Source organism: Occultella glacieicola (genome assembly GCF_004353825.1).
GTDB classification, from domain to species: Bacteria; Actinomycetota; Actinomycetes; order Actinomycetales; family Beutenbergiaceae; genus Occultella; species Occultella glacieicola.
Window position 1 is genome coordinate 283,267 of record NZ_SMNA01000002.1, and the last position, 26,666, is coordinate 309,932.

The 26,666-nt window shown below is 70.2% G+C and carries 24 protein-coding genes and 1 other RNA gene; 8 read left to right on the forward strand and 17 right to left on the reverse strand.

Annotated features, from left to right (window positions below):
• Positions 1 to 94: 94 nt before the first annotated feature.
• Positions 95 to 4,480 (reverse strand): family 43 glycosylhydrolase, encoded by a 4,386-nt coding sequence (locus tag EXU48_RS04230; RefSeq protein WP_165962676.1) that lies wholly within the window; start codon positions 4,478 to 4,480, stop codon positions 95 to 97.
• A 440-nt stretch (positions 4,481 to 4,920) separates the two neighbouring features.
• Here EXU48_RS04230 and pdxY point away from each other — a divergent pair, with 440 nt between their 5' ends.
• Positions 4,921 to 5,772, forward strand: a complete 852-nt coding sequence (pdxY, locus tag EXU48_RS04235; protein ID WP_133106337.1) for a pyridoxal kinase PdxY — start codon at positions 4,921 to 4,923, stop codon at positions 5,770 to 5,772.
• Between the two features lie 49 nt (positions 5,773 to 5,821).
• Positions 5,822 to 6,091 (forward strand): hypothetical protein, encoded by a 270-nt coding sequence (locus EXU48_RS04240; protein WP_133106338.1) that lies wholly within the window; start codon positions 5,822 to 5,824, stop codon positions 6,089 to 6,091.
• Positions 6,092 to 6,212: 121 nt separating this feature from the next.
• On the opposite strand, the gene ssrA is transcribed toward EXU48_RS04240, so the two are convergent.
• The 7 genes from ssrA to EXU48_RS04275 all read right to left on the reverse strand — a co-directional run bounded on the left by ssrA (position 6,213) and on the right by EXU48_RS04275 (position 12,142).
• Positions 6,213 to 6,581, reverse strand: a transfer-messenger RNA (tmRNA) gene (gene ssrA, locus EXU48_RS04245).
• A gap of 54 nt (positions 6,582 to 6,635) precedes the next feature.
• A complete protein-coding gene (locus EXU48_RS04250; protein WP_133106339.1) occupies positions 6,636 to 7,763 on the reverse strand; it encodes an LLM class flavin-dependent oxidoreductase in 1,128 nt (375 codons plus the stop codon).
• Between the two features lie 2 nt (positions 7,764 to 7,765).
• Positions 7,766 to 8,185 (reverse strand): DoxX family membrane protein, encoded by a 420-nt coding sequence (locus tag EXU48_RS04255; protein ID WP_235856823.1) that lies wholly within the window; start codon positions 8,183 to 8,185, stop codon positions 7,766 to 7,768.
• Between the two features lie 77 nt (positions 8,186 to 8,262).
• A complete protein-coding gene (locus EXU48_RS04260; RefSeq protein ID WP_165962677.1) occupies positions 8,263 to 10,158 on the reverse strand; it encodes a DUF2207 domain-containing protein in 1,896 nt (631 codons plus the stop codon).
• A gap of 75 nt (positions 10,159 to 10,233) precedes the next feature.
• Complete coding sequence (locus tag EXU48_RS04265; protein WP_133106342.1) at positions 10,234 to 10,962, reverse strand: zf-HC2 domain-containing protein; 729 nt, start codon at positions 10,960 to 10,962, stop codon at positions 10,234 to 10,236.
• The gene (locus EXU48_RS04270; RefSeq protein WP_133106343.1) at positions 10,959 to 11,474 is read right to left on the reverse strand and encodes a sigma-70 family RNA polymerase sigma factor; all 516 of its coding nucleotides are present in this window, start codon (positions 11,472 to 11,474) and stop codon (positions 10,959 to 10,961) included. Before EXU48_RS04270 ends, EXU48_RS04265 begins: the two co-directional genes overlap by 4 nt.
• Complete coding sequence (locus tag EXU48_RS04275; protein ID WP_133106344.1) at positions 11,471 to 12,142, reverse strand: YceI family protein; 672 nt, start codon at positions 12,140 to 12,142, stop codon at positions 11,471 to 11,473. Before EXU48_RS04275 ends, EXU48_RS04270 begins: the two co-directional genes overlap by 4 nt.
• Before the next feature lie 220 nt (positions 12,143 to 12,362).
• Between EXU48_RS04275 and EXU48_RS04280 the strand changes: the two genes are divergently transcribed.
• Entirely contained in the window at positions 12,363 to 12,884 is a 522-nt protein-coding gene (locus EXU48_RS04280) for a COG4315 family predicted lipoprotein (RefSeq protein ID WP_133106345.1), read from the forward strand.
• A 16-nt stretch (positions 12,885 to 12,900) separates the two neighbouring features.
• On the opposite strand, the gene smpB is transcribed toward EXU48_RS04280, so the two are convergent.
• The 6 genes from smpB to EXU48_RS04310 form a co-directional block, all read right to left on the reverse strand.
• Entirely contained in the window at positions 12,901 to 13,416 is a 516-nt protein-coding gene (smpB, locus tag EXU48_RS04285; RefSeq protein WP_133106346.1) for an SsrA-binding protein SmpB, read from the reverse strand.
• Positions 13,417 to 13,498: 82 nt separating this feature from the next.
• Positions 13,499 to 14,872, reverse strand: a complete 1,374-nt coding sequence (locus EXU48_RS04290; protein ID WP_133106347.1) for a peptidoglycan DD-metalloendopeptidase family protein — start codon at positions 14,870 to 14,872, stop codon at positions 13,499 to 13,501.
• A gap of 6 nt (positions 14,873 to 14,878) precedes the next feature.
• On the reverse strand, positions 14,879 to 15,793 hold the full coding sequence (ftsX, locus tag EXU48_RS04295; protein WP_133106348.1) for a permease-like cell division protein FtsX: 915 nt from the start codon (positions 15,791 to 15,793) through the stop codon (positions 14,879 to 14,881).
• Between the two features lie 9 nt (positions 15,794 to 15,802).
• Complete coding sequence (gene ftsE, locus EXU48_RS04300) at positions 15,803 to 16,492, reverse strand: cell division ATP-binding protein FtsE (protein WP_133106349.1); 690 nt, start codon at positions 16,490 to 16,492, stop codon at positions 15,803 to 15,805.
• A 166-nt stretch (positions 16,493 to 16,658) separates the two neighbouring features.
• Positions 16,659 to 17,768, reverse strand: a complete 1,110-nt coding sequence (gene prfB, locus EXU48_RS04305; RefSeq protein ID WP_133106350.1) for a peptide chain release factor 2 — start codon at positions 17,766 to 17,768, stop codon at positions 16,659 to 16,661.
• A 26-nt stretch (positions 17,769 to 17,794) separates the two neighbouring features.
• On the reverse strand, positions 17,795 to 18,271 hold the full coding sequence (locus tag EXU48_RS04310) for a DUF4262 domain-containing protein (protein ID WP_165962679.1): 477 nt from the start codon (positions 18,269 to 18,271) through the stop codon (positions 17,795 to 17,797).
• A 203-nt stretch (positions 18,272 to 18,474) separates the two neighbouring features.
• On the opposite strand from EXU48_RS04310, the gene EXU48_RS04315 reads away from it, so the two are divergent.
• From EXU48_RS04315 to EXU48_RS04330, 4 genes are all read left to right on the forward strand, one after another.
• Positions 18,475 to 18,849: a hypothetical protein gene (locus tag EXU48_RS04315; RefSeq protein WP_133106352.1), complete on the forward strand. Its 375-nt coding sequence runs from the start codon at positions 18,475 to 18,477 to the stop codon at positions 18,847 to 18,849.
• 40 nt (positions 18,850 to 18,889) lie between these two features.
• The gene (locus EXU48_RS04320; protein WP_133106353.1) at positions 18,890 to 19,729 is read left to right on the forward strand and encodes an alpha/beta fold hydrolase; all 840 of its coding nucleotides are present in this window, start codon (positions 18,890 to 18,892) and stop codon (positions 19,727 to 19,729) included.
• Positions 19,730 to 19,826: 97 nt separating this feature from the next.
• Positions 19,827 to 21,119: an MFS transporter gene (locus EXU48_RS04325; protein WP_133106354.1), complete on the forward strand. Its 1,293-nt coding sequence runs from the start codon at positions 19,827 to 19,829 to the stop codon at positions 21,117 to 21,119.
• Between the two features lie 10 nt (positions 21,120 to 21,129).
• Positions 21,130 to 21,744 carry a class I SAM-dependent methyltransferase gene (locus tag EXU48_RS04330; protein ID WP_133106355.1) on the forward strand — a complete coding sequence of 205 codons (615 nt, stop codon included), beginning with the start codon at positions 21,130 to 21,132 and terminating at the stop codon, positions 21,742 to 21,744.
• A 9-nt stretch (positions 21,745 to 21,753) separates the two neighbouring features.
• On the opposite strand, the gene EXU48_RS04335 is transcribed toward EXU48_RS04330, so the two are convergent.
• The 3 genes from EXU48_RS04335 to EXU48_RS04345 all read right to left on the reverse strand — a co-directional run bounded on the left by EXU48_RS04335 (position 21,754) and on the right by EXU48_RS04345 (position 24,577).
• On the reverse strand, positions 21,754 to 22,179 hold the full coding sequence (locus EXU48_RS04335) for a VOC family protein (protein WP_133106356.1): 426 nt from the start codon (positions 22,177 to 22,179) through the stop codon (positions 21,754 to 21,756).
• A 74-nt stretch (positions 22,180 to 22,253) separates the two neighbouring features.
• Positions 22,254 to 23,084, reverse strand: a complete 831-nt coding sequence (locus tag EXU48_RS04340) for a phosphotransferase (protein ID WP_207947621.1) — start codon at positions 23,082 to 23,084, stop codon at positions 22,254 to 22,256.
• Positions 23,081 to 24,577 carry an aldehyde dehydrogenase family protein gene (locus tag EXU48_RS04345; protein ID WP_133106357.1) on the reverse strand — a complete coding sequence of 499 codons (1,497 nt, stop codon included), beginning with the start codon at positions 24,575 to 24,577 and terminating at the stop codon, positions 23,081 to 23,083. The genes EXU48_RS04340 and EXU48_RS04345 overlap by 4 nt, the downstream gene beginning before the upstream one ends.
• A 412-nt stretch (positions 24,578 to 24,989) precedes the next feature.
• Here EXU48_RS04345 and EXU48_RS04350 point away from each other — a divergent pair, with 412 nt between their 5' ends.
• On the forward strand, positions 24,990 to 26,654 hold the full coding sequence (locus tag EXU48_RS04350; RefSeq protein ID WP_133106358.1) for a sodium:solute symporter family protein: 1,665 nt from the start codon (positions 24,990 to 24,992) through the stop codon (positions 26,652 to 26,654).
• The last annotated feature ends 12 nt before the right edge of the window (positions 26,655 to 26,666 follow it).

A 26,666-nucleotide genomic window follows, 5' to 3' on the forward strand; every position in this document is an offset into this window, starting at 1 on the left:
GCTTACATTTGAGTCCAACGCGAATGGGTGCGCTCTTGGCAAGCGCCTCGGCCTGCGACCGACGCGTGCGGTCGCAGGCCGGAGGCGGGGCCGCTCAGCCGAGTCTGAAGGTGATCGTCTCGGCGTTGCCGGCGACGTCGTAGACCAGGAGCGTGTTCTCTCCCTCCACCGCGCCCGCGACGCCGGGCTCGAGAAAGTTCACGTCCGACCAGGTGTTGTCGACCAGATCGATCACGGTGCCGTTGAGCACGGCTCGCGCGATCCTGCCGGCGTCGTAGAGTTTGTAGCTGACCCGCTCGTAGCCGTCCTCACCCTCGACCGTGAACTGTGGGCCCTCCTTGACCGTCACCGTCGGTGCGGTCGTGTCGACCGTGATGTCGAACGTGGACGTCCGGGACAGATTGCCCGCCAGGTCATGGGCGTTGTAGCGGATCGTGTACTCGCCGTCGGGCAACGACACCGACGCGGTGTGCGTGGCGGAGGTCGTACCATCGACCGCGCTCTGCGTGCTCTGCACCAGCTCACCGCCGGTGTACACGTTCGCCACGATCCGGTCCAGCCCGACGTTGTCGGTCGCCTCCACCTCGATCTCGATGGTCGACATCGGACCTGCCGAACTCGGCGACGTCAAAGACACCTCGGGACGCACGTCGTCGGCTGGTGTGAAGCCGCTGATCTTCTCGCTCAACGGGATCGGGTTGACGCTCATCGTGTACTCGGTGGACAGCGGCGCCGGGTGCCCCGAGCCGTCGCCGATCGACAGGCCATCGGCATCCGCCACGTACGGCTCGATGAACGCGTGCCTGGCCGTCTGGGTGTCCGGACCCGGGCGGGCCTGGAACGTGAACCAGCTGGTGCCCTCGTGGTCGACGAAGTTCGGGCCGGTACCAGTGCCCGTGACCTCACTGTTCAGGCTCATGATCGGGGTCGGGTTCTTGACCCAGCTCGACGCATCCATCGGGTCCCCACCGACGTACGTCAGGTACCCGATCGCGTAGTAGATGGTCCAGTAGCCGCTGGCCGAGTACGCCAGGAACACCTCGCCGTCATCCCCATAGACGGCGGTGCCACCCTCGACGACCTTCGGCCACCACATGTTCGGGTCGCTGGTGGACTGGGCGTACCCGTGCATCTCCCAGTCGTACTCGGACCTGGTGATGATGCTCGGGTCGCCGGTGAAGGTCCATGGGTTGGCGATCCTCGTCATGTTGATCGTCTGGTGGAAGTCAGCCGTACCACGCCCGTCCTCGACGACGTAGGTGATGAACGTTTCGCCGGCCACCCTCATGTACGAGATACCCGCGACGAACTCGTCGGTGTTGAAGTCGGGATCGTTCTCGCTGGTGATCCGCTGCGGGACGTTGACCTCCCCGGTGACCGGGTTACCCCAGCGGCCCAGCAGGTCATCACCGTCGAGCGCCTTGAGAACGTACTGACGCTGGCCCTCGGCGGCCGGATCGCCCGGGTCGGTCGCCGACAGGTATAGGTACCACCCGGCGTTCTCCTCGCCGACGTCCTCGGCGGTCAGATGATGGATCTCCGGCGACCAGAGATTGATCATGTTCTCGGGAGCGAAGATCACCGACCCCACGGACTCGGACAGGTCCGAGGGGTTGGCTACCTTGTGCAGCGCCATCGTGGTGCCGGAGGTCGCCAGGAAGTAGTACTGCCCGTCGTGGGTGAACATGTACGGGTCGGCCGCACGGACCAGTGGGTTGGTGAAGGTCAGCTCCCCCTCCGGCGCTGCGTCCGCGATCGCGCTCTCGACGTGCAGTGCGCTCGTCATGTTTCCGGCGAAGGCGTCCGGGCCGAGCAGGTCGGTCAGGTGACCGAAGTCGCCGCCGGTGACCGTGAGGTCGTAGGTGCCGGACAGCTCGGTGGAGCGCGACCTCGCCGGCGCGATCGTCGACCAGAACTCGCCGCCGTTCAGGGTGAGGTCCACGTCGTAGTCGGCTGCGTAGTCACTGCCGTCGCCCTCAAGGACGGCGTAGAGACCCTGGATGAAGGTTCCACCGTTGATCGTGGCCTCGATCGCACCCGTCGCGTCGCCCCGGTGGCCGAGCACGACCGGCCCGGAGAACGTGCCCCCGTCGATCTGGACCGTCACGTCGGCGTCGGTCGTGGTGGCCTCGGTGTTGTCGGAACCCCCGCGCAGGCCGGCCCACCGTCCACCCTCGACGGTCACCGAGGTGACCGGTGCGGGCACCGCGTCATTGCTCCCGCCGACGATGGTGAGGTAGGTCTCGCCCCGGCGCGTGAACTCGGTCTCGACGGCGGCGCCGATGATCAGGGGGTGACCCATCCCGTAGATGGTGCCGTCGAGGGCTGGGGACTGCAGCAGCAGGTTCTCGAACGTGGTCGGCCCGCCCAGCCGCAGGGCGCCCTCGATCTGGAGCGCTCCGCCGTCGGCAGCGAAGTCGATGTCGCCGTCGTGGGTGGTGAGGACGACGTGCGCACTGTGGTCGTCGACGTCGTAGCCCTCCTCGGCCGTGTACTGGTCGGTGACCACGACGCGCCCGTCCCCGGACAGCGCGGCGATCGCGGTGCTCAGGTCGCCGACGGCGTGGGTCGGGCTGCTCCCGTCGCCATCGCCGCCAGCGGACAGGTACACGACCTCGTCGTCCGTGACGCCGTCGAACGCCCCCGCGATCTGGTCGAGCACTCCTTGATCGGCATCCGGCAGGCGCACCAGGACGCGCGCCGCGCCATCGCTGGCCGACCAGCCCGCGATCGAGATCGCGCCGATCTCGGTGGCGCCGAGGCGCATCCTGACCTCGCCGTCAGCGCGCTCGAGCAGCGCGTCCTGCACGCTGCCTTCGAGGAGACGAGCCATCACGGTCTCGGTGACCCGGCCCTCGGAGGAGGTGAGCGTCCCGACCTCGCCTCCGGCGATCGTGACCCGGGCACCGGCCACCGCGTACGGCTGGTCCGTACCCGCCCACACGTGCTCGACCGCACCGCCGGCGATCGTCACGTCGGTCGTGCCCCCGAAGTCACCGGTCAGTCCGGTGATGCCGACCACCCGGGCGAACTCACCGGATCCGATCGAGACCGAGGCGCCGTCGCTGATGCCCGCCACGCTCACCTGGCTGCCGTCGGCCACGCTGACACCAGCGCCGATCGTCAGGTCAACGCCGTCGGCCAGCAGCGCCAACGAGCCGGCGTTCGCCAGCTCGAGGGAGGAGAAGGTGACGTCACGAGCGATCGTGAGCTCGACGTCGGCCGGGAAGGTGATCGACCCCGAACCGTCACCGACGAAGGAGACCCGCCCTGCGCCGTCGGCGAGCGTGGCCGGGTCCACGTCCCAGGCGACATCGCCGCTGATGGTGATCGCGCCGCCGTCCGCCGCGAGCAGGCCGAGCGCGGTCTCCAGGCTGCCGCACGGGTTCTGCGCACTGCACTCGGTGCCGTCGCCGCCAGCGCTGACGCGGACGTCCGCGGTGTTGACCAGGACGTCGAAGATCTCCTTCAGCGCCGCCACCTGCTCCGCCGTGTAGTACTGCCCGGCGAAGTGCACGGTCCGGACCGGCGCGAACGCGAGGATCTGCTGGTGCCGACCTTCCCCGCCCCAGGCGTTCGCGGCCTGGATTGCGCCCCAGGTGACGCCGTCGAGCGTGAGGTCGACGTCCTCGACGACGTTGTTGATGTCGATCGTGTTGATGTTGCCGCCGGTCAGGTCCACCGTGGCTGAGCCCACGATGTAGCGGGTCACGTCTCCGGCCGTGTGCAGGGCGCCCACGCGGCCACCGGTCATCGTGATCTCGGTGCTGCCCGAGTAGTGGTTCTCGAGCGATGCCCCGAAGACCTCCTGGATGACGCCGCCGTTGATCGTGATGTGCGAGGTGCCGGTGTACGTCTGCGTCCCGACGCCCCTGCCCCTGCTGAAACCGGCCACCTTGTAGAAGGTCCCCGAGTCGATCGTGATGTGCGAGTCGGCGTCGAGCACGGTGTCCTCGGCGGACGGCCCGTGATAGCCGCCCACCACGAATACCTGCCGGACGTTGGGCCTCGGGGTGCTCACCATCGTGACCCCCTCGCCGAAGGTGATCGGGTTCCAGTTCGCGGCGAAGACCGACCACTGCGAGGTGACCACTATCAGGTCTGCGAAGGTCGTGGGGCCCGTGAGGTTGTATTCGATGAACGGGGTGTCCCCGAAGACCAGCCGCCCGGGGAACGTCTGCTCGCCGTCCGTGCTGGTGACGAGGATCGGCTCGGTGTGGGCGGGTTCGACGATCGTGGCGTCGAGGGGGTAGTCGCCCATGAGGACCACGCGACCGCCGTTCGAGGCAGCGGTGGCGAGTGCCTGATCGAGCGACTGCACCGGTGCCGAGGGGTCGGTGCCGGGCGCCGAGTCGTCACCACTGGCGGCGTCGACGTACACGACCACGCCCGGGTCAGCAGTTGCTGGGACGGTCAGTCCGCACAGCACGAGGGCGAGAGCGGCAAGAACCGCCGCCAATGACCGGGGGACGCGCAGCATGGGGGCTCCACATTGGGTGAGGTCCGACTCGGGGCCACGCATCCGAACTTCTCTGGTGGGATGCCGGTCGCGGTTCGAAGATGTAATGACAACTAACTGTTATGATTGTTCTCATATCACCGTAGCGATGCCGCTGGCGCAGGTCAACGGGTCAGCCGAGATCCGCCAGAGAACGACGGCTCGGCACCGCTGAGGGTCGCGAGTGCGCACCCACGGCCCCCTCATGTCGGTCAGTCGACCGTTGAGTTCGTTCCGCTCGGGCCAAGCGGAGGCGCACGACCGGTCGGGCCCCGGGTGTCGAAGCTCGCTCGGCCTGCGAGCCCTCCGGACGCAGGCGACCTGGGTGCAATCACAGTGCACTCCGCGCGACAAGGGGTGGCGATCGACCACCGCGGAGGCAGCTGGTCGGCGTCGGGGCCGGGAGGGTGCACGATATGCGGATGAAGTTCCTCTCCATCCAGTCCTCGGTCGCCTATGGGCACGTCGGAAACTCCGCGGCGATGTTCCCCCTCCAACGACTCGGTCACGAGGTGTGGCCGGTGTTCACCGTCGTGTTCTCCAACCACACCGGCTACGGCGCGTGGCGCGGGCCACTGCTGCCCCCGGACGACGTCCGCGACATCGTGACCGGTATCGAGGAGCGCGGCGCCCTCGGTGAGGTCGGTGCCGTGCTGTCGGGATACCTCGGCGGCGAGGGCATCGTGGACGTCGTCGTCGACGCCGTGCAACGCGTCAAGGCAGCCAACCCGGAGGCGACGTACACCTGCGACCCGGTGATGGGGAACGCGAAGTCTGGCTGCTTCGTGGCCGACGCGATCCCCCCACTGATCCGCGAGCGCGTGCTCCCACACGCCGACATCATCACGCCGAACCAGTTCGAGCTGGGCTTCCTCACCCGGACCGAGCCGGACGATCTGTCCTCCACGCTCGCCTCGGCCGACCTGGCCCGCGGGCTGGGCCCACGCACCGTACTCGTGACGAGCGTCGAGCGACCCGATCGCCCGGAGGGCACGATCGAGATGCTCGCCGTGGACGACGACGGCGCCTGGATCGTCCAGACGCCCTACCTGCCGTTCAAGGCGAACGGTTCCGGCGACGTCACCAGCGCCCTGTTCACGGCGCACTACCGCACCACCGGGTCAGCGGCCCACGCGCTGGCCGCGACGGCGTCGAGCGTGTTCGACCTGCTCTCGAACACCCTGGCCTCGGGGGAGCGCGAACTACGGATCGTCGAGTCCCAGGAGGCGTACGCGCACCCGCGGATGCAGTTCGAGGTGCACCAGGTCCGCTGACGTGCGCGCCCCTTACTGTCGCAAAAGGAGTGGACGCGACAGCGGCGGAATGGGCAACTTCGACGAAGTCTGGCGGCGGATACGGCGGCACGCGGGAGGGACGTTCCACACGATCACCGGCTTGGCGTTCACGTACGGGGTGCCCGGCAATTACCTGAGGGTGACCCGCGACGGGAACGAGGTCAACCGCTCCCTCTCCAAGACCAACTTCCGCAGAGCGGCCGAGATGATGCCATCGGACGGGCCCGGCAGCTTCAACGGTCGACAGGGGCCCTCCTGCACGTGGGCGATTCTCACAGACGCGCGAATTCGGGACTGACGATTTCCCAGTGGCCCGCCGCGCCGATGGCGCACTTCTTGCCGTGACGCGCGGGTGGCACCGGGGAGACGCCGGTTGCACACAACGAAGCCCCCGAGACCTTTCGGTCCCGAGGGCTTCTCGGTGGAGGTGGCGGGAATCGAACCCGCGTCCGACAGTGCGGAACCAGGACTTCTCCGAGTGCAGTCTGCTAGTAGATTTTCTCAGCCCCAGCGATCACGCAGACAAGTCGCTGACGGGCTCAGTCACTTAGAAGTCCCCGCAGCCCCAGTGACGAAGGCTACGAGCAGTGGCTCTCTAGATGACGCCAGGAACCGGGTCGAGAGCAACCCCGGGCTGACGGACTTCTACGCTCGCTCAGGCGGCGAGGGCGAAGTCGGTGCGCTTGGAATCGGCACCTATTGGTTTGCAAGGAGCGTTTACGAGATAACCCTGCATCCTCGACTCGCTTCTCCTGGAACGACAACCGTCGTCGAAACCGATCACCCCCCTGTTGAGTTGTCAAGCACCGGACTCGATCACGCGTGAACCCGACCGAACCAGTCTACCCGTCCAACGCCGTCGGGCTCGCATCTATTTCCACTGGTCGGCCCGCCAGCGCGGCGTCCACCAGCGGCTTCACCCGCGTGCCGAGGAGTTCGATGGCCCGCAGGGCCTCCCGCTGCGGCACCCCGGTGAGGTCCATCTGGAACACCTGCCGGTCGTGCCCGAGCACCGCGTGCAGGGCGACGATCCGCTCGGCGACCGACTCCGGCGCACCGACGAAGTACGCCCCGCCGGGGCTCGCGGTGGCCTCGTAGGTGATCCGGTTCGGTACCGGGAAGCCGCGCTCGGCGGCGATCATCCGCATCGTCTGCAGGTAGTACGGGTAGAAGAAGTCACGGGCTCCGGGGTCGGTATCGGCCACGAACCCCATCACCGCGACCTCGACCCGCGCATCGGCGCCGTGCCCGGTGTCGTTGAAGGAGTCCCGGTACAGGTCGGCGAGCGGGGCGAAGTCCGCGGGGCGCCCGCCGATGATCGCGTACGTGACCGGCAGGCCCAGTTCGCCGGCGCGTGCCGAGGATTCCGGGTTGCCGCCGGTGGCGATGCCGATCCGCAGGTGCTCGCCGAGGCCGGGCTTGTCGAGCGGCCGGGGCAGCACCACCGCGTCGGACAGCGGCGGGCGGAACCGCCCGGACCAGCTGATCGGGTGCTCGGCATCGAGCGCGAGCAGGAGCCGGATCTTCTCCTCGAACAATTCGTCGTAGTCGTCCAGGGCGGCGCCGTAGAGCGGGTAGGACTCGATATAGGACCCGCGTCCGGCGAGCAGTTCGACCCGACCACCGGAGAACTGGTCCATGGTGGCGAACTGCTGGAACACCCGCACCGGGTCCTCGGTGCTGAGTACGGTCACGGCGCTGCCCACCCGGATCGTGGACGTCTGCGCGAGCGCGGCGGCGATCACCGTGCCCGGGGCGGATACCGCGTACTCGGGCCGGTGGTGCTCACCGATGCCGGCGTAGGCCAGGCCCACCTGGTCGGCGAGCCGGACCCGCTCGAGCAGGTCCCGCAGGCGTTGCCCGGGTGGCGTGCGCTCACCGGTGTGCGGGTCCGGCATCGTGTCGCCGAAGCTGTAGAAGCCCAGTTCGAGCCCGCCGGTGCCCGACGGCGCCGGTGCCGCCGGGCGCATCGTCACGCCTTCCGCTTGTTCCCGCCGTCGAGCAGCAGGGCGAGGCCGATGGCGAGCAGGAACACGTCCTTGGCGAGGGCGACGCCCTGCTGGGTCGGGCGGATCCCGTCCGCCTCGGTCATACCGGGGGTGCGCAGGTACATCGTGAACAGCCCGCCCGCGAACGCGGTCAGGCCCAGGCCGACGAGCCGGCTCGGCAGGAACGGCGCGAGCAGCGCGGCGCCGAGGGCGATCTCGCCGGCGGCGAGATACTTGCCGAACTGCGCGGCGTCGAGGTCACCGAGCTGCGGGATCGCGTTGACGGCCATGGCCTGCAGGCCCTTGGCCGACTCGGCGTCCAGGTCGAGCTTGCCCACGCCGGAGTTGAGCAGGTATGCGCCGGAGGCGAGACGGAGGGGAAGGCGACGGAGGGCGAATGCCACGGGAGGACTCCTGAACATGATCGACCGAGGCCGAGGCGAGGTCCGCCGTCGGCCGCTTCCAGGCTAACCGCCGCGGCTCACCAACCGCCACCGCCACCGCCACCGATGCCGCCGCCGGAGAAGCCGCCGCCGGAGGAGAACCCCGAGCCTCCGCTGGAGGCCGGTGTCGCCGCGATCGCGGTGGTCGCGATGTCGTTGAAGGAGTTGATGCTGCTGGCGAACCCGGAGGCCCAGAACGCGGTCCCGACGGCGTAGTGCGGGCCGATGTACCAGGTCGGCTGGGGCACCGGAGCGCCCTGCGCGGCCAGCTCACTGAACAGGGCGGCCCACCGCTCGGCGACCCCGAACGCGATCGCGAACGGCAGGTACGCAGAGAAGATGTCCTCGCCCTCCTCGAACCGGATCTGGTTCGCCTCGGCCTTCTCCAGGTACTGCTTGAACCCGAGCGCCTGCGCCAGCACCGCGGTGCCGGCTGCGGTCCGGGCCGGCGCCGACCGGCTCAGCGCGAGCGTGAGGATGCCCACGACGATCAGCGGCAGCCCGAGCACGGCCAGCCCGAGCAGCAGCCCGAGCAACAGCGTCGCGAAGATGCCGAGCACCATGGCCGCGATGCCCCGGCCGATCCAACGGTTGCGGACTCGCTGCGGGGACTCGGCGAACCAGCCCCGCGAGACCACCTCGGCGTAGAGGTCCTGCTGGGCGCCGGCCATCACCTCGTGGAAGGTGCTGCTCAGGGCCGTCAGGGTGGTCTCCTGGGCGGAGCTGTGCGGGAAGAAGCCGCGCAGCAGGGTCACCTCGAAGTCGGCCAGTCCGGTCCAGTCCCGGTCGGGGGTGCGGATCAGCCGCCAGTCGGGTTCGTCCTTGCCCTCGGCCGGGATCTCCTCGATGGTCAGGTAGCCGCGCACGGCGAGGTCGATGATCGTGGCCGTCACATCGTGCGGGTCGGCGACCTCGTCCGTGAGCGTGCCGACCTCGCCGGGCCGCACGCCCTGCGGCGGCGTGAACTGCACGGCGACCGGGCGCTTGCGGCGCGGACCGGTTCCGCCGTCGTCGACGGAGGTCGGGGCCAGGCCCGGCGTCAGGCCGAGATACTCCCGGTCCCGGCCGCGCCGGCGGGCCCGCACCGCGACGAGAGCCAGACCGGCCACGGCGGCGACCCCGGCGACGATCCCCGCCGGACCGTCGACGCCGAGGGAGTTCGAGAGCGTGCGTCGCGGCGCCAGGATCGGCTGCACTCCCCCGAAGCTGTCCGGGGGGTAGGCCAGGATGACGCTCATGCCCTCGCCCGGCTCGAGCCGGCCCTGCGTGAACGTGGCGGATCCGCCGTCGACCGTGAACGACTCGCACCGGTTCCGCGAGCCGACGTCCCCGACCCGGCAGTCCGCCTCGACGACCGGCGCCGCCGCGACGACCGACACCGAGATGTCCTCCAGCGGGATCTCCCAGGCGGAGCCGATCACGTTCCAGTAGATCTCGTCCTCCCCGCCGGCGCCGACGCCGGAGTTCGGGATGCCCGCCACGGTGTAGCTGACCACGTAGTCCTGGACACCCGAGACGTCGTCGATCGACTCGTCGCCGATCCGGATCACGAGGCCGTTGTCGTCGTCCTCGGTGTGCACCTCGGCGGGCGCCCCGCTGGGGCTCATCGCCTGCACGTCGGTGATCTCCAGGACGCGGTAGTGGTCGGGGTCGTCGGCGATCTCCTGCCGGGTGACGAGCGTGAGGTACGGCCCGTGCCCGGGGGTGTCGGCGAAGTCGAACGCGAAGTCCAGCATCACGTCGATCGTGCCGTCCGGGTTCGCCGTGGCGGTCACGTCGTACCGGGTGATGGCCCGGTCGCCCTGATCGTCGGCGTGGGCGGGCGCTGCTCCGGCGGCCAGCGCGGTGATCGCGAGCACCAGGGCGAGGGCCAGGCCGAGCAGGGGGCCGACGGCGGAACGTGCATGCTGAGCGATCGTGGAGTTGGCCGGCATGATCGCCATCGTAACGAGGCGCCGGCGGCGCCGATCCGCCCGCGACGGGCAGGTCTGCCCGGGGCCCGGGTCGCCTCAGAGCGTGCCGCTGGCGAGCGGATCCTCCTGCCCGGCGACTCCGATCTCGACCGCGACGATGGCCTCGGTGGGCAGGTCCGTCGCGGCGCTCAGTCCACTGGCGCCCTCCCCGGAGGTGGACCAGGTCGCCGCGACGGTCCGGCCGCCGTCGGTGTCCACGAGGGTGAGGGTGTACACGACGTCCGCGCCGGGCGGGTACGGTCCGCTCGGGTAGCTGCAGTCCCAACCGAGACTGGTACCCCACGGTTTGGGCACCAGCTGCACGTCCGCGGTGACGCCGCTGGCGGCCACCGACGTCAGTTCGAGGTCGATGGCCTCCGCGGGCGGGGACTGGTCGCGCTGGGCGAGGGCGAGGCCACCCAGCCCACCGAGGAGAACCAGCGCGACCCCGGCTGCCACCGCGAGGACCCGATGGCGTAGCGGCGGCCGGATCCTTGGGCGCAGCGGGATCGCCCGACCGGGTCCGTCGGGGTGCTGCGACGCACCGGCCGGGCCGGGCCGAGCCTCCGGCCGGGGCGCGGCGTCGTCGGCGAGCAGGGTCCGGGCGTCCTCGGCGCTGACCTGGGCGAGCAGGCCGGGCATCCCGGCAAGGTCGGTCACCGCGGTGCGGCAGGTGGGGCAACCCTCGAGGTGCGCCTCGTACTCCCGGCGCTCGGTCGGGCTCAGCGCGCCCAGCACGTAGGCACCGTCCCAGTCGGCGTAGCGGTCGGTACCCTCGGGATTCATTGGGTCACCCCTTTCTCCTGCAACGCCAGCCTCAGCGCGCGCATCGCGTAGTGCATGCGGGACTTCACGGTGCCCGGCGGTACCTCGAGCTCGGCGGCCAGATCGGCCACGGACCGGCCGCCGAAGTACGCGCCGACGACGACGGCCCGGTGGTCGGGACTCAACCCCAGTAGTGCCTCGGTGATCAGCCAGGAGTCGAGGACGGCCATCGTCTCGTCGCCGGTGGACCGCTCCGGCAGGTGGTCGGTCGAGCGTTCCCGGTTGTTGCGGGCGCTGCGCCGGTCGTCGATGACGAGATTGCGGGCCACCGTGAACAGCCACGCCCGGCGCGGTCCCTCGTCGCGGTCCATGATCTCCGGGTGGCGCCAGGCGCGTACCAGGGTTTCCTGGACCACGTCCTGGGCGAACGCCTCGTCACCGGTCAGTGACACGACGTAGCGGAGCAGCGCCGGGGCGTGTGCCTCGTGCAGGGCCCGCAGGGCCGAGTCGGATCGGTCGGTCTCGCGGTTCATGGGGTGGCCGGCTCCCAGACCAGGGAGAACTCGATCTCGCCGTCCGGGTCGACCACGACGAAGCCGAGGTCAGGAGCGCCCACGCCGTAGTCGGAGAACGTGATCGGAATGGCACCGACCACCTGGATCGCGTCGTCGGTGCTCTGCGCGACGGCGGCGTCCACCTGGACCGGCCGCGTGACGCCGTGCACGGTCAGGTCACCGGAGAGCGTCACGTCCGTTCCGCCGTCGGGAAGTTGCGCGGCACCGGTGAGCGTGAAGGTGGCCGTCGGGAACGTGCCGACCTCCATGGCGGTCCCTCGGAAGTAGGCGTCCCGCGGTGGTTGGTCGGTCGCGATGCTCTCGACGTCGACGATCACCTCGGCGGCCGTGACGGCGCCCTCGGCGATCGTGAGCGTGCCCTCGACGGTCTCGGTGCGCCCGACCACGTTCGCGTCGTTGCCCTGGAGCACCTCGTGGACCCGGTACCCGGCGTAGGAGCCGGCCCCGAGGGTCCAGTCGCCGGCCAGCGCCGCCGGGTCGAGGGCCGACCCACTGCCGCTGGTCAGCTCGGGAGGCGCCGCCGCGGAGCGGTTGGCCAGGTCGGCGTACAGGCGCGGCCCGAAGGCCACACCGCCGACGACCAGCACCCCAGCAACCACGATGACTCCGATCGTCCGTGCACGCATGGCCCGTGTCCTTCCATGATCGACCCGGTCGCCCGGCGGTGGCGAGCGATCCTCACCCCGTAGACGAGACCGGGCCGGGATCGGTTCAGTTCGGTTCGTCTCCGACGGATTCGGTCGACGAGTGAACCTGCGGCCGCCCGGTCCCGTTGTCGAGGTGAACGCCGGTGCGTGCCGCGGCAACCTGCTGTCGTGCGGCCGGCCCGACGAAGGAGTCCGAATCATGCGCGGAATCCCCCGCATCCTCATCAGCGCCCTGGCCGCCGGTGCCCTGAGCACCGCCCTGGTGGCCTGTTCCTCGGCCGACCCGGAGGACGACACCGCGACCACCTCCGGCGAGGAGGAGACCACCGAGGAACCCACCGAGGCCGACGACGGCGCGGCGATGGGCGATGTCGAGCTCAGCACGGCCGACTCCTCGCTCGGCGAGGTCATCGTCGACGGCGCCGGCCTGACCGCCTACTACTTCAGCAACGACGTACCGGACTCCGGGGTCAGTGCGTGTGAGGGCGAGTGCCTGGTGAACTGGCCGCCGATCACGTCCGAGACCGAGACCCCGGTCGTCGAGGGGGTCAGCGCCGAGGTGGGCACCATCCCCGCTGCGGACGGGTCGTTCCAGGTCACCGTCGACGGCCGCCCGATCTACCTGTTCGTCGGCGACGCCGCGCCCGGCGACGTCAACGGGCAGGCCGTCCAGGACGTGTGGTGGGTGATCGCGCCGGACGGCACCGAGATCCGGGACTGACCGGCCACCGGCGGGCTCAGCGGGCGCGGCGCAGGCTCATCGCCCGCTGGGCCTCCCGGGTGTCCTGCTGCTCGCGCAGGGTCTGACGCTTGTCCCACTCCTGCTTGCCGCGGGCGAGCGCGATCTCCACCTTCGCCCGGCCGCCGAGAAAGTACAGCTCCAACGGGACGATGGTGTGACCCTTCTCCCGGGTCCTGGCGGACAGCTTCTCGATCTCCGCGCGGTGCAGGAGGAGCTTGCGCTTGCGACGGGGCGTGTGGTTCGTCCAGGTGCCCTCGACGTACTCGGGGATGTGCACGCCCTCGAGCCACGCCTCGCCGCCGTCGATGTGGACCCAGCCGTCCACCAGGGAGGCACGGCCGGACCGCAGGGACTTCACCTCGGTGCCGGTCAGGGACATGCCGGCCTCGTAGGTGGCGTCGATGTGGTAGTCGTGCCGGGCCTTCTTGTTCCGGGCGACCACGACCTTCGAGGTCTTGGGGTCGTTCGCGGCCGAGGCCTTCTTCTTCGCGCCCTTGGCTGCGTTACTCATGGTGTTGCGATCTCCTTCGGGTGCCACCGGTCGGCGGTGGCACCGTCAGGGTAGAACACCGGGCGGCGGGAGTTCGAGGCGATTAGAAGTAGGTCATCGGATCGACGGTGGATCCGTTGCGCCAGATCTCGAAGTGCACGTGGCACCCGGTGACGTTCCCGGTGGCGCCGGTGTAGCCGATCACCTGGCCCTGGCTGACGCGTGCTCCGACGCTCGTGTTGAACCGGGACAGGTGGTTGTACACGGTGACGTAGGACCTCGCGCCGATCACACCGTGGTCGATCATCACCTGATTGCCGTGGGTGCCGTTGCCGGCCGCCCCGCGCACGGCGATGACGCGCCCGCCGGCGGACGCCATCTGGGCCTCCCCGCAACTCGAGCGCAGGTCGACACCGTTGTGCATGAACCAGCCGCCCGTGATCGGGTAGACGCGGTATCCGTACGCGGACGTGACGTGCAGCGAACGGGAGATCGGCGGGATGAACGTCCCCCCGGACGGGGGCGCCACGGCCCCACCCCCGCCGCCTCCGCCGCCGCCGCTGTTCTGCTGCTGGGCCGCGAGGGCCGCCTCCTGACGTCGGCGTTCGGCCGCCTGCTCGGCGGCGAGGGCGTTGATCTCGGCCGAGATCTGTTGGTTCTCGGCCTCGAGCTCGGCCTGCCGGTTCGCCTGCTCGGCCTTGAGGGTCTCGAGCGTGGCCGCCTGCGCCTCCTGGTCCGCCTTCAGCTGGGCGATCTCGGCGACCAGGTCGGCCGCGGTCTGGCGGGCCGCCTCCGCGGTCGCCACAGCAGCGTCCGCCTCGACCTTCAACTCGCCGATCCGGACCTCGACGGCGTCCAGGCGCACCTGCCGGTTCCGGTTGATCGCGGTCAGGTTCTCCAGGTCGGTGAGCGTCTGGTTCTGGGTCCGCAGTGCGGAGTTCATGACCGAGTACTGGCTGGCGAACTCCTCGGTGCTGGTGGCGTCCAGGACCACGGCGAGGGCGCTCACCGAGCCGTTGCCACGGTAGGCGGACCGGGCGACCTCGCCCATCGCACCCTCGGTCTCGACGATCTCGGCCTCACCGTCGGCGATCTCCGCGAGCAGGTCCGCCTGCTGGCCCTGGGCGATCTCCAGGCGGGACTGCACCGAGTCCCGGTGCCGTTCGGCGGCGGCGAGCTCGGCGTTCGCGGCGACCAGTTCCGCCTCCGCGATCGGAAGGCGGTAGTTGGTGTCCGCGAGCGCCAGGTAGGTGGCGGCGAGTTCGGCGTCCGTTCCCTCGAGTGCCGAGGCGAGCTGCTCGCGCTCGGCCGCGTTCTGGTCCTGCTGATCCTGCAGGTCGTCCATCTCGTCGGCCGCCGCGGGTCCCGCGACCACCACGACCCCGACCACGAGGGCCAGGGCCGCGGAGACGGCAGCGCGCCATACGGTGCGGGCGGGTCGACGCACACGGTGGTGGGGCGGAGGAGTGCTCAGCATTGGGCCTCAGACCTTCGTGTATCGACTCAGGGTAACGAGTGAACTGATGGCGGCAAGGGCGATTCCGATCCCGATCAGGATCGGCGCCACCAGCCAGACGTCGGACGTGGACACGAAATTGACCCATTGGACCGTGCCGGCGAGCCAGTCCTCGACGATGTAGCGGACCCCGAGCCACAGACCACCGATGGCGAGCAGGGCGCCGAGCAGCGCCGCGATCGCCCCCTCCAGCATGAACGGGAGCTGGATGAACAGGTTGGACGCGCCCACCAGACGCATGATCGAGGTCTCCCGGCTGCGGCTCATCGCGGACAGCCGGATCGTGGTGGTGATCAACAGGATCGCGGTGATGATCATCAGCGCCGCCAGTCCGGCCGCCATCACCGTGGTGCGGTTCAGGATCAGGAACAACGGCTCGAGGATGGTCCGCTGGTCGACGACCTCCTCGACGCCGTCCCGGCCGGCGACCTCGTCGGCGACCACCTGGTACAACTCGGGGTCGACGAGCTTCACGCGCAGGGACATCTGCATCTGGTCGACGGTGATGCGCTGGGCCCAGTCCTGTTCGCCGAACTGCTCCTGGAACGCGGCGAAGGCGTCCTCCTGGGTCTCGATGTAGATCTCGTCCACGTAGTCGCTGAGCGCCTCGGAGCCCAGCACCGCCTGGATCTCCTGGACCTGGTCCTCGGTGACCTCACCTCCTGCGCAGGTCGGCGCGAACGAGTCCACGGGGCACAGGAAGATCGAGACCTCGACCTTGTCGTACCAGTCGTCCTTCATGTTCGCGACCTGCATCTGCAGCAGGATCGCCGCACCCACGAAGGTGAGCGAGATGAAGGTCACGAGCACCACGGAAGTGGCCATGGCCATGTTGCGCCGCAGACCGTTCCCGATCTGCGAGAGCACGAACCGGACTCGCATACCCCGCCCCTACCGTTCCGCGCCGTAGACGCCGCGGGCCTGGTCGCGGACCATCTGCCCGTCCACGAGCTCCACCACCCGCTTGCGCATCTGGTCGACGATCTCGTCGTCGTGGGTGGCCATCACGATCGTGGTGCCGGTCCGGTTGATGCGGTCGAGCAGGCGCATGATCCCCACGGAGGTGGTCGGGTCGAGGTTTCCGGTGGGCTCGTCGGCGAGCAGGATCGCCGGCCGGTTCACGAACGCGCGGGCGATCGCGACGCGCTGCTGCTCACCGCCGGACAGTTCGTGCGGGAGCCGCTTCTCCTTGCCGGCCAGGCCGACCATCTCGAGCGTCTCGGGCACGGTGGTCATCACGTGGTGACGGGGCTTGCCGATCACCTGCAGCGCGATCGCGACGTTGTCGAAGACCGTCTTGTTGTTCAGCAGGCGGAAGTCCTGGAACACGGTGCCGATCTGGCGGCGCAGGTACGGCACCTTCCACTGGGAGATCCGGGACAGGTCGCGGCCCGCCACGAACACCGACCCCGAGGTGGGACGCTCCTCGCGGAGCACGAGGCGCAGGAACGTCGACTTGCCGGAGCCGGAGGCCCCCACCAGGAACACGAACTCGCCTCGCTCGACCTCCATGGAGATCCGGTCCAGGGCAGGGCGGGCCCCACGCGCGTAGACCTTGGAGACTTTCTCTAACCGAATCACGTGGTAACCATCGGCCAGTCTCGGGGAAGGGTAAGGAAAAACCTGGCCAATGGCACCATAGGCAGCGGACCTTGGGGTCCGGCCGTGACACGCCGACGCCGCCGCAAGGCATCCGGGTGGCGTCCGTCACCGGTGAGTCAGGACCCGCGAAGGTCCACCGGGGTGGTCAGGCCTCGAGCTCAGCCTGCTTGCGCCAGCGGATCCCGGCGTTGATGAACCCGTCGATGTCGCCGTCGAACACCGCACCGGGGTTCCCGGACTCGAACTCGGTGCGCAGGTCCTTGACCATCTGGTAAGGCTGCAGCACGTAGGAGCGCATCTGGTCGCCCCAGGAGGCCTTCACGTCGCCCGCGAGGGCCTTCTTGGCCGCGTTCTCCTCGGCCTGGCGTTGCAGCAGCAGCCGGGACTGGAGCACTCGCAGCGCAGCGGCGCGGTTCTGGATCTGCGACTTCTCGTTCTGCATCGACACCACGATGCCGGTGGGGATGTGGGTCATCCGCACGGCCGAGTCGGTCGTGTTCACGCTCTGGCCGCCGGGGCCGGAGGAGCGGAACACGTCCACCTTGATCTCGCTCTCGGGGATCTCGATGTGGTCGGTCTGTTCGATCAGCGGGATCACCTCGACGGCGGCGAACGACGTCTGCCGGCGGCCCTGGTTGTCGAACGGGGAGATCCGCACAAGCCGGTGCGTGCCCGCTTCGACGGACAGGGTGCCGAACGCGTACGGGGCCTTGATCTCGAACGTGGCGGACTTCAGGCCCGCCTCCTCGGCGTAGGAGGTGTCCAGCACCGAGGCCGGGTACCCCTTCTGCTCCGCCCAACGCAGATACATCCGCATCAGCATCTCGGCGAAGTCGGCGGCGTCGACGCCACCGGCACCGGCACGGATCGTGATCACGGCCTCACGCTGGTCGTACTCGCCGGACAGCAGCGTGCGGATCTCCAGGTCGCTGAGCGCGGCGTGGATCTTGCTCAGTTCCGCCTCTGCCTCGGCGAGGGTGTCGGCGTCGTCCTCCTCCTCGGCGAGCTCGACCAGGGCACCGAGGTCATCGATGCGCTCCCCCAGCTTGTCGAGGCGCTCGAGCTCGGACTGGGCGTGCGAGAGCTGGCTGGTCACCTGCTGCGCGGCGTCCGGGTCGTCCCACAGGTCCGGTGCGGCGGCCTCCTCGGAGAGCTGGGCGATCCGCGCCCGCAGCCCTTCGGGATCGGACACGGCCTTGATCGAGTCAAGGATCTTGGTCAGACCCTGGATCTCCGTCGAGAAGTCGGTAGCCACAGTCCGCAAGGTTACGCGATGTCCACCTACCCGGATCCCGAGGGCGCTCGGCCGAAGAGTTGCTGATGCGGGTCCCTGGCGTGACGCTGCCAGGGCCAACGGCCGTCGTGGTCGGCCCAGACGAACTGGAATGCCGGGATCACCCGACGGTTCGGGCCACCGTAGATCTCCTGCGCCCAGACCAGCCGACGCGGGCTCCACACCTCGATCACCCGGTACGGGTGCGGTCGCCCCGCCCCGATCACGTCACCGACCACGAAGGCGTGCCCGTCCCGCACCTCGGCAGCGAGGTCGTTCAGGACCGGAGCCGCATCGCTGGGATCCAGGCCACTGATCAGCAGCTCGGGATGCCCGTGGAACCGGGTCATCCCGATGGTGTAGGCCATCGGAGGGCTGACCGGGCCGGGCCCGACGTTGCAGATGGCCCATCCGTGTTCCTCGATCAGATCCAGGTAGTGCGCCCGGACCTCCGCGTCCGTCAGACCCTGACACTTCAGGCACATGTCGTCTCCCCACTCGCTCTTCGCGCACCGTAGGCGGCGGCCGGGTCCCGCGCCGATGCCCGGACCGAACCCTGTGGACGGCTCGGAAACCCGACCGGAGGTGTGGAGACCGCGCCGGCGGCGGGTGCGCCTGTCGTCGACCCGCACCGCCGTCGGTGGCATGCTGGGCGGCGATCGCACGGTCCGGACACAGGAGGCCCAGCATGATCTTCGGATTCGGCAGGAAGAAGGCAGCAGCGGTGCCCGCCCTGGACCTGCGACGCGACGGCGCCGGGTTCGCCGACGTCCGCACCGAGGCGGAGGTGGACGCCGCCGTCGGCGCCGGCCGGCTGGAGTGGTTCTGGATGACCTCCCCCCGGTTCGGCGGCCCGGAACTCCCCATGAACCGTCTTGCCGGGCCGCCCGGGGTGGGCGCCGCCCGGGACTGGATCGACGACCAGATCGGCCTCGCCCTGCAGCGCGGCGAGCAGGTCAGCGGCGGCGCCGACATGACCTACGACGACGGCGGCAGCCGGGTCCCGCGGGTGGTCACCTACGACTTCGGTGCGGCCGGGAGGTACGTCCTGAATTTCTGGTGAGGCGAGACTCCGCGTCCCGACCCACGACTACGCTTCGCGGGTGGAGACCCTCACCGCCGCTGACGGCACCCGGCTCGCCTACCACCGCGCCGGTGCCGGCGACCCGCTGGTCTGCCTGCCCGGTGGCCCGATGCAGGACTCGGCCTACCTTGGAGACCTGAGCGGGCTCTCCGATCATCGCGCTCTGGTGCTGCTGGACCTGCGCGGGACCGGTGGCTCCGAGGTGCCGCGTGACGCGGCCACCTACCGGTGCGATCGGCAGGTGGCGGACGTGGAGGCACTGCGCGCGGACCTGGCGTTGGATCGGATCGACCTGCTCGCGCACTCGGCCGGTGCGAGCCTTGCCCTGCTGTACGCCGCCCGGTATCCGGAGCGGATCGGGCAACTCGTGCTGCTCAACCCGAGCCCTCGTGCGGTCGCCCTCGACGTCACTGACCTCGACCGGCGTGAACGAGCCGAGCTGCGCCGAACCGAGCCCTGGTTCGCCGAGGCCTGGGCCGCCTTCGAGCGGATCTGGTCCGGCGAGGCCACGGCCGCCGACTGGGCCGCGATCACACCCTTCACCTACGGCCGCTGGGACGCCGTCGACCAGGAGCATGCGGCGCTCGCCGACCGGCAGCGGAACGACGACGCGGCGGCGGCCTACTACGGCACCGGCGCGTTCGACCCCATCGCGCTCCGGGCCGACCTCGCCGAGGTGGCGTTCCCGACCCTGATCGTGGCCGGCGAGTACGACGTCGCGCTGCCGCCGCGCTGCGCCGCCGAGTTCGCCTCGTTCTTCCCCGATGCCGAACTTCTCGTACAACCGGGTGCCGGACACTTCCCGTGGCTCGATGACCCCGACCTGTTCGCCCGCGGGCTCATGGCCCATCTCAGTTGAACGTTCCGGCGCATCGGCGCACCCCTGCGATAGCCGCGCGATCGTCGGCGCGAACGCGCACCGCACCGCATCCGGTCGCGGCGTAGGGTGACAGATCGTGCCCCGCCTGCTCGCCGACACCGCCCCGTTGCGGGTCCCGGCGTTCCGGCGGCTGTGGTGGGGCCTGGGCATCTCCAACCTCGGCACCCAGCTGACCGCGGTCGCCGTCGGCCTCGAGGTCTACTCCCTGACCGGATCCACCCTCGCGGTCGGCATCCTCGGCATCTGTGCGCTGGTGCCGCTGGTGGTCCTCGGCCTGTACGGCGGGGCACTGGTGGACCACTTCGACCGGCGGAAGGTGGCACTGCTCGCCTCCACCGCGCTGCTCGTGGTCACCGCGCTGCTGGCCGCGCAGGCCTGGGCGGGCGTGGACAGCGTCGGCGTCCTGTACGCGCTGGTCGCGCTGCAGTCCGCGGCGAGCGCCGTGAACAACCCGGCCCGGTCCGCGATCATCCCGCGGCTGGTGCCGCCCACCCAGCTCGCGGCGGCGAATGCCCTGCAGACCCTGGCCTGGAACGTCGCCCTGACCGGCGGGCCGCTGCTGGGCGCCGCGCTCGTGGCCTGGCGCGGGTACCAGGTCGCCTACACGCTCGACATGGTCCTGTTCCTGGCGTCGTTGTACGCGCTCTGGCGCCTGCCCGACGTGCCGCCGGAGACACCCGACGGCGCAGCGCCCGTCGGGCGCAGGGGCGTCGGTCTGTCCGCGGTCCTGGACGGCCTGCGGTACCTGGGCACCCGACCGAACCTGCGCATGACGTTCCTGCTCGACCTGAGCGCCATGGTGCTGGCCATGCCCCGGGTGCTGTTCCCCGCCGTCGGGGTGTTGTGGATCGGCGGCGGAGAAGCGACCACGGGCGCGCTCACCGCGGCCATCGCGGTGGGGGCGGTCCTGGCGAGCGCGCTCTCCGGCGGCCTGTCCGGCGTGCGCGCGCAGGGCAAGGTGATCGTCGGTGCGATCTCGGCGTTCGCCGTGGCCGTCATCGGCTTCGGCGTGGTGTTGCTGCTGGCCGGTGAGACCGAGCCGGACACCGTGGTGGTGTGGGCGCTGGTCGCGGCCCTGGTGGTGCTCGCCGTGGCCGGGGCGGCGGACTCGGTGTCGTCGATCTTCCGGCAGACGATCCTGCAGGCGGCGACCCCGGACGCGATGCGCGGCCGCCTGCAGGGCGTGTTCGTGGTGGTCGTGGCCGGCGGGCCGCGACTGGGCGACGTGGTGGTCGGGGCGCAGGCATCCTGGTTCGGCGAGGGGGCCGCCGCGGTGATCGGCGGCTGCCTGTGCCTGCTCGCGGTCACCGTGCTGGCGGCCACCCAGCGCCGGTTCGTCGCCTATGACGGGGCCAATCCGACCGCGTAGCCTCGCCACCATGGAACGCGACGCCGCCACCACCGACTGGACCACGTACTACACCCGGGGTCAGGGTCGGCCCGCACGGGACCTGGTGATCCACGGCGCGGCCGCGGCGCCCGCCCCCGGGCACGCGGTCGACCTCGGTTGCGGCGACGGCGCCGAGACCGCGTGGCTGCTCGCGAACGGCTGGCGGGTCACCGCCGTGGACCGGACCCCCGAGGCGATGCCGCTGGTCCACGCCAACGCCGCGACCGCGCTCGGGGAGGACCCGGGCGCCCGGTTGACCACGGTGGTGGCGGACCTGGCGCAGGCGCGGGTCCCGGAGGCGGATCTGGTCCTGGCCAGTGCGAGCCTCCCCTTCGTCCCCGAGCACGAGTTCGAGTCAATGTGGTTGCGGATCCGGGCCGCGGTGGCCGACGGCGGAGTCCTCGCGGTCAACCTGTTCGGGGTCAACGATTCCTGGGCCCACCCGGAGACCGGGATCGCGAACATGACGTTCCACGACCGCGCGGCCGTGGAGGCGCTGTTCGAGGGCCTGGAGATCGTCGAGCTCACCGAGGTCGAGCATGACGGACCCTCCGGCGCGGGCCCCAAGCACTGGCACCGCTTCGACGTGATCGCCCGCGGCTGAGCCCCGGCGTCAGGGACGAGCCGGCCGGTACGCCTCGTACCGCCGCCGCCATGCCGCACGTACCTGGGGTGGGTGGGCATCCTGCACGCAGAACTCGTTCCCCTCCGGGTCGGCCATCACGACCCAGCCCCGGTCCGCGCCCTGACCGACGTCCACCCGTCGCGCCCCCAGCCCCTCCAGCCGCGCCACCTCGGCGTCCCGGTCCTCGGGCCGCAGGTCCAGGTGCAGCCGGTTCTTGCGCGCCTTCGGTTCGGGCACCCTGATGAACAGCAGGTCGGCCACCACGCAGTCCTCCCGGCTCCCCTCCGGCGGCTCGACCACCCATTCGGGGTCGGTGTCCCGGCTGATCACCCAGTCCAGGGCCTCGGCCCAGAACCGGGCCACGGGGCCCGGGTCATGACAGTCGACGACAAGTGCACCGATGCGCAGCCCCATGGGGAAGCAGGGTAGGCGGGGCGTGCGGTGCCGGTCGAGGAGTTATCGTCCGACGGTCGGTCGGCGCCGGTGACTCAGCGCAGCGCCGCACTCAGGGCTTCGCGCTGCTCGCGAAGCCAGGCCCGTCCGGCGAGGATCGACCCACCGGCACCCTCGTCCCACATCCGGGCCCAGCCGCCGCCCCTGGTCCGCGCCGCATGCTCCATGGCGAGGTAGGACCGGGTGAAGCGGCGGTCGAGGACCTCGGGCAGGTGCAGCCGTTGGGCACGATCGAGCCCGTAGGCCTCCGCGAAGATCCGGATCCGGCGCCCGGCATCGACGTCGGCGAGCGCCGGGTGCCGCAACTCGGGCGGGGCCACCGGGGCCCAGTACCGCAGCGAGGTGGCGACGTCGAGCAGCCGGGTGCTGGGCCCGGCGAGGTCGAAGTCGATCACCGCGACCGGCCGGCCACGCTCGAAGATGACGTTCTCGATCGTGATGTCGTTGTGCCCGATCACGTCCGGGGCCTCGAAGACCGGAGGGACGCCGTCGAACTCGATCCGCTCGGGCCAGGCGACACCGTCGGGCAGCGCCACGTCCACCGAGACGTCGTGGAGGCGACGTTGCAGCACGGCCAGGTCGACCAGGACGTCCTCGGCCACCGCCCACCGGTGCGGGGGCCGTCCGCCCATCCGGCCCTCGACGAACGTGAGGACCTCACGCCCGGCGGCGTCCACGCCGAGGAACCGCGGTGCGCCGTCGAAGCCGGCCGCCTCCAGGTGCCGCAGATAGGCCTCGACGGCCGGGCTGTGGGCGCCGCGTGGTCGGCGCACCGTGGCACCCTTGCGGACCAGCCCGTCGCTGACGTCGCCGCCGAGCAGCGGCACCTCCGGCTGCCCGGCGGCGCCGAAGTCGTCGGAGTTCACCGGCGCCGGCGGCGCTCGAGCACCCTCGCGTACCCCGCGACGCCCTGACGCACGGCCCGGAGCAGGCGGGTGTCCGACGTCGGAGTCACCAACGCCGCGATCGAGACCGGCAACTCGGAGCCGACGACCGCCCGCTGGTGGGAGAACGTGTCGAACCCGGTCCTGCCATGGTAGGCGCCCATCCCGGACCGCCCCACTCCCCCGAACGGGATCCCGGGCAGGGACTGGGACACCGCGAAGTCGTTGCGGGACACGCTGCCCGAGCGGGTCCGGGCCACGAACGCGTTGAACTCCGCGTCGTGCGGGCCGTACCACGTCGCCACCAGCGGGGCCGGCTTCTCGGCGAGCAGGTCGATGACGTCGTCGATGTCGTCGTAGGTGTGCACGGCCAGCACCGGGCCGAACACCTCCTCGGTCGCGATCTCCATCTCGTCGGTGACCCCGAGGATCACCACCGGCGCGAGGATCCGTGCGGCGCGCAGGGCGTCCTCGCCGTCGTCGTCGGAGCGCATCGAGCCGATCACCTGGGCGCCCTTCGCGGCCGCATCCTCGATCAGGTTGACGACCCGGTCGTAGCCGGCCTCGTCGATGAGGGTGGTGACCTCGTTCTCGTCGAACATGTCCGGCACCACCCGGCCCCAGGCGTTGAACACCTCCTGGACGAAGGCCCGGGTGGCGGTCTCCGGCACATACACGTCGTCCGGGGACACGCAGGTCTGTCCGGCGTTCGCGAGGCGGGCCAGAGCCACCCGTTCCGCGGCGCGGCGCAGGTCCCGCCGGTCGGCGGCGGTCTTCTCGCTGATCACCACCGGGTTCTTGCCACCCAGTTCGAGCGTGACCGGCGTCAGGTTCTTCGCGGCGGCGGCCATGACCGCCGAGCCGGTGCGCGCGGACCCGGTGAAGAAGAGATGGTCGAGGTCGAGCGAGGCGAACTCGGTCGAGACGGTCACGTCGCCGGTCAGGACCGCCAGTTCTTCGACGTCGAACGCGTCATGCATCGCGTTCGCGAACACCTCCGCGGTGTTCGGGATGAGCTCGGACATCTTCATCATCACCCGGTTGCCGGCCGCGAGCGCGGAGAGCGCCGGGATCGCGGTGAGGTTGATCGGGTAGTTCCAGATGCCCATCACACCGACCACGCCGAGCGGCGACGGCTGCACCTGTGTGCGGAGCCCGGCCAGGCGACCGGCCGCACCCCCGAGCAGCCCCCACGGACTGCGGGGCCGCATCCACGTCCCGACCCGGGCTCGGGTGAGTTCGGCCTCGATCGCGAGCGTGGTCACGTCCGAGACCAGCGTGGTGATCTCCGGTCTGTGCCCGAAGTCGGCCGAGATCGAGGCGACGAGGTCGTCGGCGTGCGAGACCACGGCATGGGCGAATCGGTCGATCCGGTCCCGACGCAGCGCCGCGGTGGGGGGCCCGTCGCGGTGGAAGGCGGAGCGCTGCAGCTGCAGCACCTCCGACATCGGGGTAGAGGTGGTGGTCGCGCTCATTACTCCACTGTGCCCCTTTCGCGCGCGAATCGCTAGCGAGCTCCCCCGGAGCCGCACCCTCACCCGTCCCGACTGGAACGTTCACGCCTTCTGCTAACGTTGATGACGCTCTGTTGATGATTCAACGAGGCATTGCTGGTTCGGACCCGACCGGAGCTGACCGCCCGCTCGCCACGGCAATGGATCCCCTGCGTCGCCCCCAGTCGGCGCGCAACCGACCCGCGGGCGCACCCGCCGGCACGGCCCGATCGACCCGAACGGATGTGATTGCCCCGCACCTGTGACCCGCGTGCGCCGCGAGCGCCCCGGCCGGTGGCCGGTGGCCGCGCACCGGGATCCGCGCGAGGTCACCACCGATACTGCCGCGCCCTCGCCCGCCCGATGAATCCCCTACTGACGAAGGAGGTGACGCGTGAACGTCCCCGCAGAGGTGCAGTTCGGCGTCCTGACAGTTGTCGTGATCCTGGTGCTGTTCTATGGCATCACCTTTCTCATCTCGACCCGCATCGGCAAGAAGCAGGAGAACGCCGACGGCTACATGACCGCGGGCAACAACATCGGCTTCGGCATCTCGGCCGCGAGCATGACCGCGACCTGGATCTGGGCGTCCTCGATGTACGCCTCCGCGACGTCGGGCTACACCTACGGGATCTCCGGACCGATCCACTACGGCCTGTGGGGTGCCCTGATGATCCTGTTCATCTACCCCTTCGGGCGGCGGATCCGCGCCGTGGCCCCGAAGGCGCACACGCTCGCCGAGGTCATGTACGCCCGGCACGGCCGATCCAGCCAGCTGATGCTGGCCGGCTCGAACGTGGTCGGCTCGGTGATCAGCCTGATGTCGAACTTCATCGCCGGTGGCGCGCTGATCAGCCTGCTGTCCCCGTTCTCGTTCTTCCAGGGCGTCCTCGCCGTGGCCGGCGGCGTGCTGCTGTACACCCTCTGGTCCGGGTTCCGGGCGTCGGTGCTCACCGACTTCGTGCAGGTGGTCGCGATGCTCGGCGCCGTCGTCGTCATCGTGCCGGCCATCTTCTTCGCGGCCGACTTCCCCGCGGCGTTCGAGAGCGGTGCGGCCACCCTGACCCCGCAGCAGGGCACCTTCTTCTCCAGCGACGCCTTCCTGAACCAGGGCGCTCCCTACATCGCGGCCGTGCTCGCGTACGCGATCGGCAACCAGACGATCGCCCAGCGGCTGTTCGCGGTCCGTGAGGACCTCATCAAGAAGACGTTCGCCACCGCCACCTTCGGCTACGGCGCCATGGTGATCGGCGTCGGGATGCTCGGCGTGCTGGCCCTGTACCTGGGCATCGACCCCGCCGGCGGCGACGTGAACAACCTGGTCCCGCAGATGGCCGCGACCTACCTGCCGCCCGCACTGCTGGTGCTGTTCTTCGTGATGATCATCGGGGCACTGTCCTCCACCGCCGACTCCGATCTGTCGGCCCTGTCCTCGATCGTGATGACGGACGGCTACGGCCAGGCGGTCGGCAAGGAGAACGCGAGCCCCCGGACGATGCTGCTGATCGGCCGGATCACCATGATCGTGGCCACCGCCGCGGCTGTCGCGTTCGCGAGCCTGCAGCTGAGCATCCTGGACCTGCTCGTGTTCGTCGGCGCGCTCTGGGGTGCGCTCGTGTTCCCCGTGATCGCGAGCTTCTACTGGAACCGGGTCACGAACAAGGCGTTCACGATCTCGGTGGTGGCAGCCCTGGCCGTGTTCCTCCCGGTGCGTTTCTCCCTGGTACCGCTCGAGGGCGCCGTGGGCATCGTCGTCGACGTCCTGTCCGTCATCGGCATCGGTGTGGTGCTCGGACTCATGGTGTTCGGATTCTTCGGTGCCCGCGCCGGCACGCTGGTGGGCGCCGTGGCCGCTCTGGCCGCGGCCCCGTTCGCGATCGGGACGCTGCACGAGTACACGACCCTCAGCGCCTCCCTCGTCGCCTACTCGGTCTCGACCATCGTCTGCACGCTCATCTCGATGCGCAACACCGACCTGTTCGACTTCTCCGTGATCAAGCGGCGGGTCGGCGACTTCGACCCGGCCGAGGCCGACGACCTCGCCCCGGCCCACTCCTGACCGAAAGGAACG

What these genes read in the sequence shown, in the direction of transcription:
- EXU48_RS04230 (WP_165962676.1), bottom strand. Translation starts at nt 4,480, where the DNA reads ATGCTGCGCGTCCCCCGGTCATTGGCGGCGGTTCTTGCCGCTCTCGCC.
- pdxY (WP_133106337.1), top strand. Translation starts at nt 4,921, where the DNA reads ATGAAGTTCCTCTCCATCCAGTCCTCGGTCGCCTATGGGCACGTCGGA.
- EXU48_RS04240 (WP_133106338.1), top strand. Translation starts at nt 5,822, where the DNA reads ATGGGCAACTTCGACGAAGTCTGGCGGCGGATACGGCGGCACGCGGGA.
- EXU48_RS04250 (WP_133106339.1), bottom strand. Translation starts at nt 7,763, where the DNA reads ATGCGCCCGGCGGCACCGGCGCCGTCGGGCACCGGCGGGCTCGAACTG.
- EXU48_RS04260 (WP_165962677.1), bottom strand. Translation starts at nt 10,158, where the DNA reads ATGCCGGCCAACTCCACGATCGCTCAGCATGCACGTTCCGCCGTCGGC.
- EXU48_RS04265 (WP_133106342.1), bottom strand. Translation starts at nt 10,962, where the DNA reads ATGAATCCCGAGGGTACCGACCGCTACGCCGACTGGGACGGTGCCTAC.
- EXU48_RS04270 (WP_133106343.1), bottom strand. Translation starts at nt 11,474, where the DNA reads ATGAACCGCGAGACCGACCGATCCGACTCGGCCCTGCGGGCCCTGCAC.
- EXU48_RS04275 (WP_133106344.1), bottom strand. Translation starts at nt 12,142, where the DNA reads ATGCGTGCACGGACGATCGGAGTCATCGTGGTTGCTGGGGTGCTGGTC.
- EXU48_RS04280 (WP_133106345.1), top strand. Translation starts at nt 12,363, where the DNA reads ATGCGCGGAATCCCCCGCATCCTCATCAGCGCCCTGGCCGCCGGTGCC.
- smpB (WP_133106346.1), bottom strand. Translation starts at nt 13,416, where the DNA reads ATGAGTAACGCAGCCAAGGGCGCGAAGAAGAAGGCCTCGGCCGCGAAC.
- EXU48_RS04290 (WP_133106347.1), bottom strand. Translation starts at nt 14,872, where the DNA reads ATGCTGAGCACTCCTCCGCCCCACCACCGTGTGCGTCGACCCGCCCGC.
- ftsX (WP_133106348.1), bottom strand. Translation starts at nt 15,793, where the DNA reads ATGCGAGTCCGGTTCGTGCTCTCGCAGATCGGGAACGGTCTGCGGCGC.
- EXU48_RS04310 (WP_165962679.1), bottom strand. Translation starts at nt 18,271, where the DNA reads ATGTGCCTGAAGTGTCAGGGTCTGACGGACGCGGAGGTCCGGGCGCAC.
- EXU48_RS04315 (WP_133106352.1), top strand. Translation starts at nt 18,475, where the DNA reads ATGATCTTCGGATTCGGCAGGAAGAAGGCAGCAGCGGTGCCCGCCCTG.
- EXU48_RS04330 (WP_133106355.1), top strand. Translation starts at nt 21,130, where the DNA reads ATGGAACGCGACGCCGCCACCACCGACTGGACCACGTACTACACCCGG.
- EXU48_RS04335 (WP_133106356.1), bottom strand. Translation starts at nt 22,179, where the DNA reads ATGGGGCTGCGCATCGGTGCACTTGTCGTCGACTGTCATGACCCGGGC.
- EXU48_RS04345 (WP_133106357.1), bottom strand. Translation starts at nt 24,577, where the DNA reads ATGAGCGCGACCACCACCTCTACCCCGATGTCGGAGGTGCTGCAGCTG.